The following is a 13,736-nucleotide window of genomic DNA, read 5'->3' on the forward strand; positions in this document are numbered from 1 at the left end:
TTGTTTGGGTCTATATGTTCTGGATTGCTGTTTAGATGTTCTGCTCCTGAATAAATTGAGGTGTTTTAATTTTTTCTGAATATGTCTTTGGGTGTTGAGCTTTTCGCAAAGCGCTTTAACGCTAGATATTCATGTGTCTTGCTGTATTTGGGAGCCCTCGTGGTGTACCAAGTGAGTATCACTGGCCACTCGTGTTTCAACACTAATGCGAGGGTTAGCCAAGATTTCCATACACTTTCAAAGTCTTGATTAAGAAAGGTGGTCGTGACATACCCTTGGTCTTCTGTTGGATGTGGGTGGGCCCAGGGGTGTATGCCGGTTTTGTATATGAAGACTGTGTCCATTGGTCACCTTGCTACTGTATGTCGTTGGTGAGGTCGTTTTCCTCGTAAGCAAAAATGTGCACGAGCTCTCCATCGGGTTTTTCCATAGTCAGTTGCGTAGGTAATCAGCCCATTCGACATATGTGAGGACATGCCAGAGGTGTGAACATTGATTTTTTCGCCTTTGCACAAAAAAGCTCATTTATTACAAGTCAGCTCGGATTAAATCAAAGCGGTTGAACAGGTCCAGTGCTGTAGGATTTTCGTTCTCCATTATTCAGCAATAGAGTAAGCGTCGGCTTTCCCCCAGCGTATTCGATCACTGCGCTTTCACGTATGCCGTTGTTGATGATGGTTGTTTCACGTGATTTCATAGATGTTCTTCGGAGAATTAGCTGCGCTCGATAAATAGAATTTGGTTGATCTTTGTGGCTTATATAGTGCGTGGCAGCAGGAGGATATTTAGGTTCTCATTTTTTGGTCCTGGCGAATACGGTTCTACAATTCCTATTGTGGTTTTCACTCTTTCAAGCTAAGCGTCCCTGTGGTTTTCGGCATCGGTCGCTCGCCATACTGACCAACCCGCTGGACAGGCGTGTGCATGCACTGCAATGTCGGTGGCTGTTAGCTTAATCATTCGTTTAAATTTCCTTTTTGCTCAAAGCTGAGTGAACATGTTTTAGCCATGATATTCCATCACTCCACTCGTGAGGGTAGTAGTAGTTGCAACCCATCTCACAAAACAAAAAATCCTGAAGTTCTTCTTCGGATTTTTCGGATGATATTAACGTGTTAATTTCTTTTTTGACTTGCGCTATGGTTTTTACCGATGCTTCAGATATAAAGCTCGCAATTACGTCGTTTGCGTTTTTATGTTCATCGACCCAGTCTTGATGAAAATAGCCAGCTAAAAATTGCTGCAGCTCGAGAAGATTCTTTTTCATGGGTTTGGGTGTCTCGTAAGGATTCTATAGCCGTCTGGCATTTTTTTGTCTCTTTGGATAATAAGGTAAATTTCTTTTCCTAGAACCGTTTTCTGAAGTCCTCTTTTCAGGCTTGCACCAACGGGTTCCTGAGTTTTTTGAGTTATGATCAATTTTTTTTGATCTACTTTAAGAAATTTATTTATCTTGGCTTTGTTGTCGCTAAGAACTTTTGAAGCTATAGATTCGGCTGTTGCACGATCAGGAAAAGTAGAGGCGGTTGGGACATTAGGCTCTTGCTTCAAACGTTCGGCGAGTTGCTCATCGGTTCTGCCAACATACTTTTTAATCAGGTGCCCGCCCGCAGATTCATGTGCATATAAGCCGCCGCCAGGAACTATTACGCCATACGGGCCTTCAGGGTAGTTACTTTGCTTGCAACTTAATCCCTTCGGATCTACCCACCCCGTAGGGTTGGGCACATACCCGTATGCGTCGATGTATCTGAATAGATACGCTACCCTTACCGGGATCGCTTCGCGGCCCAACGCAAGCGAGCTCGCTCGCCATGGGTTAGGGTGTTCTTGGGAAATAGCGTGCTTCCATTTTTTTAATACAACTTTCGAGCGCTGTAGCTGCCTGCGACGACAACAAAAATTATCTCGCCACTGTTGCTTGATGTGAAACTGTAGCTCGTTCCTGTTTCGTCAATTCCCAACCGTTCGGCCTCATGCGATAGGCTTGAGGCTGGTTCCTCGCACATGTCGCATACTTCCGCTCCCACAGCACTTATGCCGTGAAAAGCAATCAAATCATCAAAAGTTATCTCCCATGATTTTTCTTGCCAGTCCGTGAACTCCATTAGCAGGGTGGTTCTGCTACACGTTATTTTTTCAATTGTTCCATCGGAAATCGGGAAGTCTGACATGTTAGGTTCCTGGGTGTTTTTCGCCTGGTAAAAAGCCAGTTCCATGTTCGGGATGATAGTTTTCGGGTTTTACTTTAATTATCAGGTTTTGTTTCTCAGCCTGCTTCCAACTCAAATTATTGGGTTTAAGTATTACGTGATAGTGCTCCCCATGATGCCTTGGTGCGTAGTGACCTTCATCTCCAGGATGGCTTTCAAATCTAATTCGGGTATCACTGTTGGGCCTCCACTCCACTCGAAGGGTGTCGTGCTTTGTCCTGGATATTTTAGGATCTACGACTAAAACGTTTGTTAAATCATTTGGATCCTTAGGGAAGCGTGATTTGGCATCCGGTTGAACTGGACTTGCCCCTACAAAACCGGACACCAACTCCCCATTAAATTGATGCCGCCGCCAAGCGCCTGAACTCCCTCGGTGAGCGATAGTTCAAAGCACTGTGCGGATGCTGCTCGTTGTAATGCTCGAAGGCAATGGCCAGGTTGCGCAGCGCCGTTTCTCGATCCGACTTGGGCATGTGCGCCACGTAGTCCCGCTTGATCGTCTTCACGAAACTTTCGGCCATGCCATTACTCTGTGGACTACGCACCGGTGTGGTCACCGGCTGCAAGCCGATCTGTCGAGCAAACAGGCGCGTCTGTTCGGCGGTGTACGCCGAACCGTTATCGCTAAGCCACTGCACCGGCGTTGCAGGCAGTTGATCACCGAAGCGCTTCTCCACGCTTTCCAACATCAAGTCGCGGATGTCATCGCCGCTGTACCCGGTTGGGCTGGCGACCCAGCCGATGGCCTCGCGATCGCAGCAATCCAGGGCGAAGGTCACGCTCAGTTTGGCGCCGTCCTCGCAGCGGAACTCAAAGCCGTCCGAGCACCATCGCGTATCGCTGGTTTTCACCGCAATGCGGCCTTCGTGCCGACGCGGTACACCGGGCTGTTTGATTCGGCGCTCCAGCAGCAAATTGTGATCACGCATGACCCGGTAAACCCGCTTCACGTTGATCGGGGGCTGCAACTGGCGTTCACGGGCACGGCGCAGCAATCCCCAGACCCGACGGTAGCCGTAGCTGGGCAGCTCGCTGACCTGTCGCTGGATTTCAACTACCAGCTCAGCATCGTTCACAGGCCGGCTTCGCCGTACTTTGGGCGATGCCGATTGCTTGATTCGAACCGTTAATTGCGAGCGCGCCACACCGAGACATTCGCTGACCAGCTTCACTGGTCGTCCCCCGGCAACAAGGGTGAGTGCGCAATCCATTTTCGCGACCGGGCGATCTCCACGGCCTCTTTGAGGATTTCTGCTTCCATCGTCTTCTTGCCCAGCATCCGTTGCAGTTCACGGATCTGCTTGAGCGCATCGCTCAGCTCGGAGGCCGGCACCACGGCTTCGCCCGCGCTGACCGCCGACAGGCTGCCTTCCTGATACAGCTTGCGCCACAGGAATAACTGGTTGGCATTGATGCCGTTGCGCCGAGCGACGACCGACACACTTTGCCCTGGCTCAAGGCTCTCGCGAACCATCGCCAGCTTTGCTCTGGGCTCCAGCGGCGCCGCCGCTCCTGGCCCAAAAGCTCCCCACTCTTATCGTTGCTGTTAGTCATAAACATAACCGTTTGCCTATCCCTTATCGTAAGGGGGAAACGGTGTCCTGTCTTTCATAGGGCTCGTTCATGAACCGGTGAACCCTCATTAACATCGCGTTGTAGTATCGGTTCAGTAGCTACAAGTGATGAGTTACAACTGTCATTCGTGGGACATCCACTCAACCCTAGCGGATCCACCCATCCCGTAGGATTGGGCACGTACCTGTACGCGTTGATCCCACCCGCCAACTTCACCGGGTCCGGCGTGAGGTAGCGACCAATATCCGGATTGTAGTAGCGATGGCGGTTGTAGTGCAGCCCGCTTTCCGGATCGAAATATTGGCCTTGAAAACGTAGCGGGTTGTCGATTTTGCCTATGTCGAGGCGGCTGATCTGGCCGTAGGCGCGGTAGTGGGCGGACCATACGATTTCGCCGTCTGGGTCTGTCAGTTCCTGCGCTGTGCCGAGGTGGTCGAGTTGGTAGTGGTAGGACGTGGTTTCTTTGGGACCAAACCCTTTCAGTAAAGCCAGCGGCCGAAAGCTGTCCGGCTCGTAGAGGTAACTGCGATGGCGATCCGCATGGTGTTCGGCGATCAGTTTGTCGCCTTGCCAGAAAAACTCCGTCGTTCTGCCATCAACGGTCTTGCTGATGCGCCGCCCAAACGGGTCGTAGCGGTAGCTGGCGGTTTGGCCGTTGGGCTGGGTAATGCTGATCAGCCGGTGCTGGCAGTCGTAGCGGTACTCGGTGACTAACGCATGCCCACGTCCACGCCGTTCGCGGATGAGGTTGCCGAAGGCGTCATAGTCGTAATGCCGGTCGCCCTGGATCATCAGGCGGTTGCCCGCCACGATGTCCGGGCCGGGACGGTCGTGCATCAGCAGGTTGCCGGTCGGGTTGTGGCCGAAACGTTCCTGCAGGTCCTGCGAGTGGTTGGCGCGGGTGAGGCGGCCTAGTGGGTCGTAGCGGTAGTGGTGTTCGCCTTTGCGTGTGTCGTTCAGGCGAGTGAGGTTGCCGGCTTTGTCGTAGTCGTAGTGGCGTTGGTAGAGGTGTTGTGCCTGCTGGGTGACGGTGTGGGCGTGCAGGCGGTGCTGGTCGTCGTAGTGGTAGTGGCTGAGCAGTTGACCTTGTTGGCGTTGGTGCTCTTGGCCGGCTTTGAAAAGGTGGGAAGTCAGCAGTGTGCCGTTCAACTCAACGGTGGCGAGATGGCCGCCTTTGGCATGGTTGAAGGTCAGGCGATTGTTATCCGGCAAGCGCAGGTGTTGCAGTTGACCGCAGGCGTCGTAGCCATAACGCAAGGTGCCCCAGCCTTGATGCTCGGCGGTGAGGCGATTTTGTGTGTCGTACTCGTAGGCCAATGCCCAGTGGCCGTCGTCGACGCTGAGGAGGTTGCCTTGGCGGTCGTAGGCGTAATCAACGGTATTGCCGTCGGGCAGGGTTTTTCGTACAAGGCGGCCGGCGTGATCGCGCTGGTAAACGGTAACTAGCTGACGGCCATCGTCGCCATGTTCGGTTTTTTCCTGCAGGTGGCCGTTGAGGTCGTAAACGTAGGACGTGCGTTGACCGTCGAAGCCGACTTCCTGCTGGATCAGGCCGTTGGGGTGGTAAGCCAGTCGGTAGGTTTCACCGGCTTCGTTTTCGATTTCGGTGAGTAATAACCGCGCATTGTCGTAGCGGTAGTTGACCTGGGTGCCGTCGGCGTTGAGGCGGCGGCTGATCAGGTGCAGGCCATCGGCGTATTCGTAGCGGGTGACGTGGCCGCGTTCGTCGCGTTCGGCGGTGATTTTTCCGTAGGGGTTGTAGCTGTATTCGCGGGTTGCGCCGCCCGGCAGTACAACACGCGTTAACCGACCAACGCTGTCCCATTGATACCCGGTCAGCGCGCCCTGTTCATCTTCGCGGGCAATTTCGCGGCCCAGATCGTCGTAGCGGTAACGCTTGATCCCGCCATTGGGCAGCTGTTCTTCAATGAGCTGGCCGCGTTCATTCCACACCAGCCGATGGCAGCTGTGATCGGGATACCAAACGCCCGTCAGTTGGCCGTATTTGTTGTAGCTGTAGTCCGTCACCTCACCATGGGGATCGGTCCTGCGCGTCACGTCGCCCTGATCGTTACGCTCATATTTCCAAACCGCCTCGCCACGCCGCACGACCCGTACGAAACCGTTGTCATGCTCGTAGGATGTCGGCTCGTCATCGCCGGGAAACACCGCCACCAAGCGTCCGGCATCGTCGTACTGATACGCCGTCACCGCCCCCAGCGGATCCTGCTCGACCGTCAGTCGCCCCTTGGCGTCGTAGGATTTGAAGTGCTGGGCGCCGTCCGGATCAACGCGCTGCACCAGCCGTGCGCGGTCATCGTGGACATACACTTCCTGGCTGCCATCGGCGTTATGCACCGTGACACGGCCGTCGTCGCCCCAGACATAACGCGTGTCCATCTGCGAAAAGCTGGCCCAGTGCCGCACGCATCGCGCCGCCTTGCCTGCGCGCTCCCATTCCCAAAAGAAGCTCGCGCCACCGGCCAAGCCCCGCTCAAGAATCACGTGCTGTTCGTCGTACCGATAAACCTCGCTTTCGCCGACGGCATTGGTCGCCGAGACCAGTCGTCCTGATTCGTCATAGGCGTAGGAAACAACGTTTTGTTCGGTGATCCATTCGTAGGGCTGGCGGTCTTTGCTGCGCTGAACCTGGTAGTCCACCGCGACGATGCGGTCCCGTTCATAACGCAAGCACAACGAGCGGCCGGCGCCGGTATCCAGGCGCTCGATGCGGCCCAACACATCCCGCGAAATCCGCAGCCGGTTGTCATACGCATCACTGATCGAGACCAGCACACCGTCGCGAAAGTGATAAAAGCGCGACGCCTGGGCCAGCACCAATTCATCCGGCAAAGCACCTAAATAGATCGCCGCTTCGGCCAGGCTATTGGTGATCGCCGGCCGAGCAGAAGTCGGCAGTGGAAACGAAACAGCGCGGTTTTCATGGTCGGTCCACACCACCGACTCGTCTGAAACCACCAGCCGCTGCGCCAGCGAATGACTCCAGCCAAACCCCAACCCACACTCCACGTCCACCGCGCTGGTGCGGTACAACCGTGTCCACTCAAACGGCAAAATCCCATCTAAAACGCCGTCGGTGAGGGTGAGCAGTTCTTCCCCGGTGACCATCGACACCGGGCAGCCATTGGTGACGGTTTTGTCCGCAGAAGCCGCGGCATCCCCTTTGGGATTTGTAGCCACGGCAGGCACATCATCGACAGGTTCCTGCCGAACCAATACCGTGCGCTGAGCCTTGCTGCGAACCGCCGGCACAGGGTTCGAAACCACGTGTTCCCCAGCCTTCAACGACGCCACCGGAATTGTCCTGATCGGCGTCGCCGCACTGCCCAGCAGTAATGGCCTGGCCGCTGCGACATGCGGTTCCAACCCTGGCCTCACAAGGTGCCTGGCCAGCAACTCCAACAACCCCCGCCCCCGTGCGGACTTGATGGCCCCCAGCGCCTGAGCACCCAGGCGCAGCGTCACGCCCGTGCCTGCCGTCGCCCACATCAGCAGCAGATTGATCAAGACCTCGCCGGTGATCTCGCCGAGCAATTCGAACATCTGCGGCGGCGGCAGCAGGCGTATCCAGCTGACCATCGCCGAGATAAAAATGAACAACAGCGGCTCATCACTCAGCACCAGCAACGCGTGGGCAATGGCGTCGCTGCCGAGCGTCAGCAGTTCATCGAGGTCGGCCTGAGAGATGTACGCCAACAACTTTTCGCTGTTGGCCTGTAGATCCGATAACAGCTCATACACCTGCGTGATGTTGTCCCACAGGTTGTAGAGCGCCTGAGCCAAACCGCTGGAAAACGCCGCGCCTTGCATTGCGCTGCGTTGCAAAGACGGGGCGTCGGCAAACTCGTCCCACTGGGGCTTGAAGGTCTTCGCCCACTCATCGCGCAGGCCCGTTTCCAGCTCGGCGATCACCGATTGATAGGAGGCATACAGCGCCTTGACGTGATCCGTGGAAACGTCGGGATAAAACGTAATTTGGTATTGTTGGTCGCGGGTACATTCCTGGATTTCAAGCGTGCCGCCGGGGCCGATGGTTCGATGGATGGGCGGTCCCGTCGGGCTGCCATCCCTGGCGATGGCCTGCAGCATTACCGGCGTGTTGCCGATAGGCACGAAGCGCGTGCTTTCAAACAGATGCACCAGGGTCATCGACCCCTGGGCATCACACGTGGCGACCACTGTGCTGGGTTTTCTGGAAGAGACCGGCGCGATCAACGCAACCTCTTCGCCGACTTTGAAAACCTGCTCCACCTCAAGCGCCGAGCCACTCCAAAAGCTTTCGGCCCAGTCGTCGAAGGTGTTAAGGCAATTGCGCAAGTCACGCAGGACGCGTTCAACATCCGGCGCGTCGGCATCCATGGGCGCCAGAACGAAGCTGGCAATAACCGGAATCAAGAGGCAGCCCTGGTGGGCAGGGCATTAACGGACAGGTACATGGCGGTCCCTCGCACTGAATGATCAGGCGAGAGACTTTGGAGAGGTTTATCAGGTAAAGAAGTCGGCGCTGTTCGCCAGGACGGCTAGGAGGTTTCGCCAAAACTTCGGGTAAATGCGGGGGCCGTCGTAGGAGCTGGATTACAGGTTAAGCAGTCCTACAGCTTCAAGTTACCGGTAGGGTCAATCACAGTATTTGTGCGACCGGAGGAAAAGCGTGTCCGCGCGGGATGGCGCAGGCCGAACGTTCCCGGCAACCTGGCGAACCCACGCCAGACTTACCGGTCCATATCGCAACGCCCGGCCTATCGCCTTCAAGGAAGCTCAATGTCCCTACGCCGCCTGATCCTGTGCCTCGCCCCCTTGGTGGTGCTGGCCGGTTGCTCCACCTCACGCGGCCCGCAGCAGCCGGAGCGCAGCGAGGCCGAGGTGAAAGCGCAGATCCTGCGCCTGCTGCCGGCCAAGGTGGCGGACCGCAATGGCTGGGCCCAAGACATCTACACCGCCTTCGATACCCAGAAGATCTACCCCAGCACCGGAAATATTTGCGCCGTGCTGGCGGTGACCGAGCAGGAGTCTACGTTTCAGGTCGACCCACCCGTGCCGAACATGGGCAAGATTGCCCAGGACGAAATCCTGCGCCGGGCCGGCAAGGTGCATGTGCCGGCCTTTGTGGTGCGCAGCGCGCTGCAGCTGAAGTCGCCCAGCGGCAAGTCCTACGCCGACCGTTTGAACGCGGCGCGCACCGAGAAAGATCTCAGCGGTATCTTCGATGACTTCATCAGCATGGTGCCACTGGGCAACACTCTGTTTGGCGGTTTTAACCCAGTGCATACCGCCGGCCCCATGCAGGTCAGCATCGACTTTGCGCAGCGACAGGCGCGGGGTTATCCCTACACGGTGGACGGCACGATTCGTCGCGAGGTGTTCACTCGGCGTGGCGGCATGTACTTCGGCATCGCCCATTTGCTCGGTTACCCAGTGAACTACGATCAGCCGCTGTACCGCTTCGCCGACTTCAACGCCGGCTGGTACGCCAGCCGCAATGCGGCGTTCCAGGCGGCAGTCAGCCGGGCTTCGGGCACTGAGCTGGCGCTGGATGGGGATTTGATTCGTTACGGCTCACTGCTGCCCGGCACCACCGAACTGGCGGTGCGCTCTCTGGGCTCCAGGCTGGACATGCGCAACCCCAGCATCCGTAGCCAACTGGAGCAGGGCGAGCAGTTGGATTTTGAAGAAACCACCCTCTACAAACGCGTATTTGCCTTGGCCGACAAGGCCAACGGCACGCCGATGCCACGGGCGATCCTGCCGGGCATTGTGCTCAACAGCCCGAAGATCACCCGCACGCTCACCACCGCCTGGTTTGCCAAGCGCGTCGATGAGCGCTATCAGCGCTGTATGAAGCGCTGATCAGGGGCGGCGGCGCACAAACTTGCGCCACAGCCACACCCACAACCAGACCACCGGGAACGCCAGGATCACGAAGGGCAGCACGTAACTGGCGCGTTCCAGGGCGTCAGCGGTGCCTTCCAGCATATTCGTGCCCAGGTTACTGAACATCCGGCTGAAGCGTGACGGTTGGTTCGCGCCGTTCGAGGAGCGGAAGTTCAGGGTGATACGGTTGGTGTCGAGACGACGTTGCTGGCCGGCGGCGACCTGGGCCAGCGCTTGCAGATCATTTTCGATGGCGGCCTGTTCCTTGCTCAAGGCGATCAGGTCGCTGACGGTGATGTCCTTGCGCTTGGCCAGTTCGTCGAGGCGTTGTTGCTGGGCTAGCAGGCGGTCCTGGCGGCGGCGCACATCGTCGACGGCGTCGGCCAGATCCTCGGCGGTCGTGATGCGCTGGCCGAGCTTACCGCCTTCAGCGGCCAGGGCGACCATCGGTTCTACGCCGTTGGGGGCGATGCGCAGGATGATCTCGCCGCCGTTGCTGTCTTCGGTGATGCCGAGGATATTGCAGGCGCCGAACCGCGCGGTTTCGCAGGCCTCGCGTGTGGCGCGCATGCGCGGCGCGAGCAGGCCGCCGGGCAGGGCCAGGGTCAGTTCGTGTTCGTAGGCCAGTTGTGCGCCGGCCCGGCCTTGTTCGCCACTGATGGCGGCGGCGCGGGAGTGCTCCTTGGGCGAGCAGCCGCCCAGCACCAGGCCGGTCAGCAAGATCAATAGCGGGACGCGAAGCGGGTTGCCGTCCAGATGGCGCATTGCGGATCCTTAAATGTGCGAGGGAAATTGGCGGCGATTAAAGCGGGTCCGGCGGATTAACGCAAAGTATCGCGCAAGATTTGCACGGCTGATGGTTGTGGCCGGGGTTCGGGAGCAGGCGTACATCTTGAGCCTGACATCAAGGAAGAACTCATCATGATCACTCACACTGTGCCCGAAGGTTTTGTCTCGTTGCCCCGCAGCAGTCCGTTGCTGGATCTGCTGGGCCCGGCGTATTGCCGAGGTGACGGCCTGCAACTGGAAATCGGCCTGCGCGCCGACAATCGCCATGCCAACGGGCGCGGCACTGTGCATGGCGGGGTGCTGGCGACGTTGGCGGATATCGGCATGGGGTATGCGATGGCCTTTTCCAGTGAACCGCCGTTGCCGTTGATTACCGCGAGCATGACCGTGGATTATCTGGGGGCGGTGCAGGTCGGGGAGTGGGTCGTGGTGCGGCTGGAGCATCACAAGCGGGGACGGCAGATGGCGTTTGCCACGGTGAGCCTGCAGGTAGGCGAGAAGGTGGTGGCGCGGGCGAATGCGGTGTTTGCGGTGCCTCAATCTGACAGGTAAAGAGGATCTTGTGTGGGAGGGTGTTTTTTCTGGTCTACCGGATAAGGAAAGGCCCGGTTTTCGTGGAACCGGGCCTTTCCAGTGTTGCTCTTTGAATCAGCTGCGTTCAAGGGCCAGGGCGACACCTTGGCCGCCGCCGATGCACAGCGTCGCCAGGCCTTTTTTGGCATCGCGCTTGATCATCTCGTGCAGCAGCGTCACCAGCACGCGGCAGCCTGAGGCACCGATCGGATGGCCGATGGCGATGGCGCCGCCGTTGACGTTCACTTTGTCGGCATCCCACTCCAGCTCTTTGCCCACCGCCAGGGATTGCGCGGCGAAGGCTTCGTTGGCTTCGATCAGGTCCAGGTCGCTGAGCTTCCAGCCTGCCTTGTCCAGGCAGCGGCGGGTCGCCGAGACCGGACCGATGCCCATGATGGCGGGGTCGACGCCCGCATTGGCATAGCTGGCGATGCGCGCCAGCACCGGCAGGCCGAGGGCTTTGGCTTTGTCGGCGCTCATCAGCAGCACGGCGGCGGCCCCGTCATTGAGGCTCGAGGCGTTGCCGGCGGTGACGCTGCCGTCTTTCTTGAAGGCGGGTTTGAGCTTGGCCAGGGATTCGGCGGTGGTCCCGGCGCGCGGTTGTTCATCTACGGCGAAGGGCACCGGGTCGCCTTTGCGCTGGGGGATCAGGATCGGCGTGATCTCATCGGCAAAGCGGCCGGCCTCGATGGCCGCGCTGGCTTTTTGCTGGGACGCGGCGGCGAAGGCGTCCTGGGCTTCACGGCTGATGCCGTACTTGTCCACCAGGTTCTCGGCGGTGATGCCCATGTGGTAGTCGTTGAACGCATCCCACAGCCCATCGGTGATCATGCTGTCGAGCATCTTGGCGTGACCCATGCGCAAACCGGTGCGTGCGGCCGGCAGAACGTACGGGGCCAGGCTCATGTTCTCCATGCCGCCGGCGATGATCACGTCCGCGTCGCCGCAGCGGATGGCCTGGGCGCCGAGGTGCAGGGCTTTGAGGCCCGAACCGCAGACCTTGTTCAATGTCAGGCTGGGCACCGCATGGGGCAGGCCGGCGAGGATCGAAGCCTGGCGCGCCGGGTTCTGGCCTGAGCCGGCGGTGAGTACCTGGCCGAGGATCACTTCATCCACTTCGGCCGGGTCCAGGCCTGTCTGCTCCAGCAGTCGACGGATCACCGCGGCACCCAGTTCCGGTGCCGGAATATTCGCCAGCGAACCCTGGAAGCTGCCCACGGCGGTGCGGGTGGCAGCAACAATCACGACGTCTTGCATGGAATCTGTCCTCACTGGAAGTGCATTTCTGGAACGTGGTCCGGGACGATCAGTTTACCGGCGGTCTTGCTCACAATCTCTTCAACGCTGACGCCAGGTGCGCGTTCCTTGAGGACAAAAGCGCCATTTTCGATTTCCAGGTACGCCAGGTCCGTCAGTACGCGCTTGATGCAATGGGCTCCGGTCAGCGGCAGGCTGCATTGGCTGAGCAACTTGGACTCACCGTCCTTGGACGCGTGCGTCATGATTACGATGATGTTTTCCGCACCAGCCACCAGGTCCATGGCGCCGCCCATGCCTTTGACCAGTTTGCCGGGGATCATCCACGAGGCGATGTTGCCATGCACATCCACTTCAAACGCGCCGAGCACGGTGAGGTCGACGTGGCCGCCGCGAATCATCGCGAAGGATTCGGCGGAAGAGAAAATCGATGCACCGACCCGTGCGGTGACTGTTTGTTTACCGGCGTTGATCATGTCGGCATCAATGGTTTCTTCGGTCGGAAACGGGCCCATGCCGAGCAGGCCGTTTTCCGATTGCAGCATCACTTCCATGCCGTCGGGAATGTAGTTGGCCACCAGGGTTGGAATGCCGATGCCGAGGTTCACGTAGAAGCCGTCCTGCATTTCGCGGGCGACACGTTGAGCCATTTGTTCGCGGGTAAGAGCCATTTTATGAGTCCTTATTGTTCGGGCTGGAGGCGGATTATTTGCGCACGGTGCGCTGTTCGATGCGCTTCTCGAACGTGCCGCAGATGATCCGGTCGACGTAGATGCCAGGGGTATGGATCTGCGAAGGGTCCAGCTCGCCCGGTTCGACGATTTCCTCGACTTCGACCACGGTGATCTTGCCGGCGGTGGCGGCCAGGGGGTTGAAGTTCTGGGCGGTGTGGCGGTAGATGACGTTGCCGAAGTGGTCGGCTTTCCAGCCCTTGACGATGGCGAAGTCGCCGGTGATGGATTCTTCCATCAGGTACGGGCGGCCGTTGAATTCGCGGGTTTCCTTGCCTTCGGCGACGGGGGTGCCGACGCCGGTGGCGGTGAAGAAGGCCGGGATGCCCGCGCCGCCTGCGCGCATTTTTTCTGCCAGGGTGCCTTGGGGTGTGAGGACCACTTCGATTTCGCCGCTGAGCAACTGCTTTTCGAACAGCGCGTTTTCACCCACGTAGGAGGCGATCACCTTGCGGATCTGCTTTTGTTCCAGCAGCACGCCGAGCCCGAAACCGTCGACTCCGCAGTTGTTGGAAACCACGGTCAGATCACGGGTGCCTTTGCGCTTGATTTCGTTGATGAGGTTTTCCGGAATGCCACACAGGCCAAAACCGCCGGAGAGCACGGTCATGCCGTCTTCCAGGCCTGCCAGCGCTTCTTCGTAGGACGCCACGCGTTTATCGAAACCTGCCATATGCACCTCTTTTATTGTTTGTGGGCCAGC

Annotated in this window: 10 protein-coding genes and 1 pseudogene; 2 read left to right on the forward strand and 9 right to left on the reverse strand. The window is 58.2% G+C overall.

The features are described from left to right. Positions 1-964 precede the first annotated feature (964 nt). The 5 genes and pseudogenes from PSH59_RS09810 to PSH59_RS09830 all read right to left on the reverse strand — a co-directional run bounded on the left by PSH59_RS09810 (position 965) and on the right by PSH59_RS09830 (position 8,207). Positions 965-1,267: a contact-dependent growth inhibition system immunity protein gene (locus tag PSH59_RS09810; protein WP_305394911.1), complete on the reverse strand. Its 303-nt coding sequence runs from the start codon at positions 1,265-1,267 to the stop codon at positions 965-967. Beyond that, positions 1,264-1,728, reverse strand: a complete 465-nt coding sequence (locus PSH59_RS09815; RefSeq protein WP_305394912.1) for an RNase A-like domain-containing protein — start codon at positions 1,726-1,728, stop codon at positions 1,264-1,266. The genes PSH59_RS09810 and PSH59_RS09815 overlap by 4 nt, the downstream gene beginning before the upstream one ends. Positions 1,729-1,856: 128 nt before the next feature. Then, on the reverse strand, positions 1,857-2,174 hold the full coding sequence (locus tag PSH59_RS09820; RefSeq protein ID WP_248081292.1) for a hypothetical protein: 318 nt from the start codon (positions 2,172-2,174) through the stop codon (positions 1,857-1,859). A 377-nt stretch (positions 2,175-2,551) separates the two neighbouring features. Continuing rightward, a pseudogene (locus PSH59_RS09825) lies at positions 2,552-3,770 on the reverse strand (IS3 family transposase). A gap of 54 nt (positions 3,771-3,824) precedes the next feature. Next, positions 3,825-8,207, reverse strand: coding sequence for an RHS repeat-associated core domain-containing protein (locus PSH59_RS09830; protein WP_305394913.1), 4,383 nt, complete (start codon positions 8,205-8,207; stop codon positions 3,825-3,827). 366 nt (positions 8,208-8,573) lie between these two features. Here PSH59_RS09830 and PSH59_RS09835 point away from each other — a divergent pair, with 366 nt between their 5' ends. Further along, entirely contained in the window at positions 8,574-9,659 is a 1,086-nt protein-coding gene (locus PSH59_RS09835) for a DUF1615 domain-containing protein (protein ID WP_305394914.1), read from the forward strand. Here PSH59_RS09835 and PSH59_RS09840 read toward each other — a convergent pair whose 3' ends face one another. Next, positions 9,660-10,448, reverse strand: coding sequence for a DUF4349 domain-containing protein (locus tag PSH59_RS09840; RefSeq protein WP_305394915.1), 789 nt, complete (start codon positions 10,446-10,448; stop codon positions 9,660-9,662). Positions 10,449-10,604: 156 nt separating this feature from the next. Here PSH59_RS09840 and PSH59_RS09845 point away from each other — a divergent pair, with 156 nt between their 5' ends. After that, a complete protein-coding gene (locus PSH59_RS09845) occupies positions 10,605-11,024 on the forward strand; it encodes a PaaI family thioesterase (protein WP_248081303.1) in 420 nt (139 codons plus the stop codon). Positions 11,025-11,120: 96 nt separating this feature from the next. Here PSH59_RS09845 and PSH59_RS09850 read toward each other — a convergent pair whose 3' ends face one another. Genes PSH59_RS09850 through PSH59_RS09860 form a run of 3 tightly spaced genes read right to left on the reverse strand, consistent with a single transcriptional unit; the run spans position 11,121 to position 13,706 of the window. Further along, complete coding sequence (locus PSH59_RS09850; RefSeq protein WP_135196844.1) at positions 11,121-12,302, reverse strand: acetyl-CoA C-acetyltransferase; 1,182 nt, start codon at positions 12,300-12,302, stop codon at positions 11,121-11,123. A gap of 11 nt (positions 12,303-12,313) precedes the next feature. Beyond that, positions 12,314-12,973 (reverse strand): CoA transferase subunit B, encoded by a 660-nt coding sequence (locus PSH59_RS09855; protein WP_248081306.1) that lies wholly within the window; start codon positions 12,971-12,973, stop codon positions 12,314-12,316. A 34-nt stretch (positions 12,974-13,007) separates the two neighbouring features. Next, positions 13,008-13,706: a CoA transferase subunit A gene (locus PSH59_RS09860; protein WP_248081309.1), complete on the reverse strand. Its 699-nt coding sequence runs from the start codon at positions 13,704-13,706 to the stop codon at positions 13,008-13,010. Between the last annotated feature and the right edge of the window lie 30 nt (positions 13,707-13,736).

This window comes from Pseudomonas sp. FP2309, assembly GCF_030687575.1.
Lineage (GTDB): Bacteria > Pseudomonadota > Gammaproteobacteria > Pseudomonadales > Pseudomonadaceae > Aquipseudomonas.

What these genes read in the sequence shown, in the direction of transcription:
- PSH59_RS09810 (WP_305394911.1), bottom strand. Translation starts at nt 1,267, where the DNA reads ATGAAAAAGAATCTTCTCGAGCTGCAGCAATTTTTAGCTGGCTATTTT.
- PSH59_RS09820 (WP_248081292.1), bottom strand. Translation starts at nt 2,174, where the DNA reads ATGTCAGACTTCCCGATTTCCGATGGAACAATTGAAAAAATAACGTGT.
- PSH59_RS09835 (WP_305394914.1), top strand. Translation starts at nt 8,574, where the DNA reads ATGTCCCTACGCCGCCTGATCCTGTGCCTCGCCCCCTTGGTGGTGCTG.
- PSH59_RS09840 (WP_305394915.1), bottom strand. Translation starts at nt 10,448, where the DNA reads ATGCGCCATCTGGACGGCAACCCGCTTCGCGTCCCGCTATTGATCTTG.
- PSH59_RS09845 (WP_248081303.1), top strand. Translation starts at nt 10,605, where the DNA reads ATGATCACTCACACTGTGCCCGAAGGTTTTGTCTCGTTGCCCCGCAGC.
- PSH59_RS09850 (WP_135196844.1), bottom strand. Translation starts at nt 12,302, where the DNA reads ATGCAAGACGTCGTGATTGTTGCTGCCACCCGCACCGCCGTGGGCAGC.
- PSH59_RS09855 (WP_248081306.1), bottom strand. Translation starts at nt 12,973, where the DNA reads ATGGCTCTTACCCGCGAACAAATGGCTCAACGTGTCGCCCGCGAAATG.
- PSH59_RS09860 (WP_248081309.1), bottom strand. Translation starts at nt 13,706, where the DNA reads ATGGCAGGTTTCGATAAACGCGTGGCGTCCTACGAAGAAGCGCTGGCA.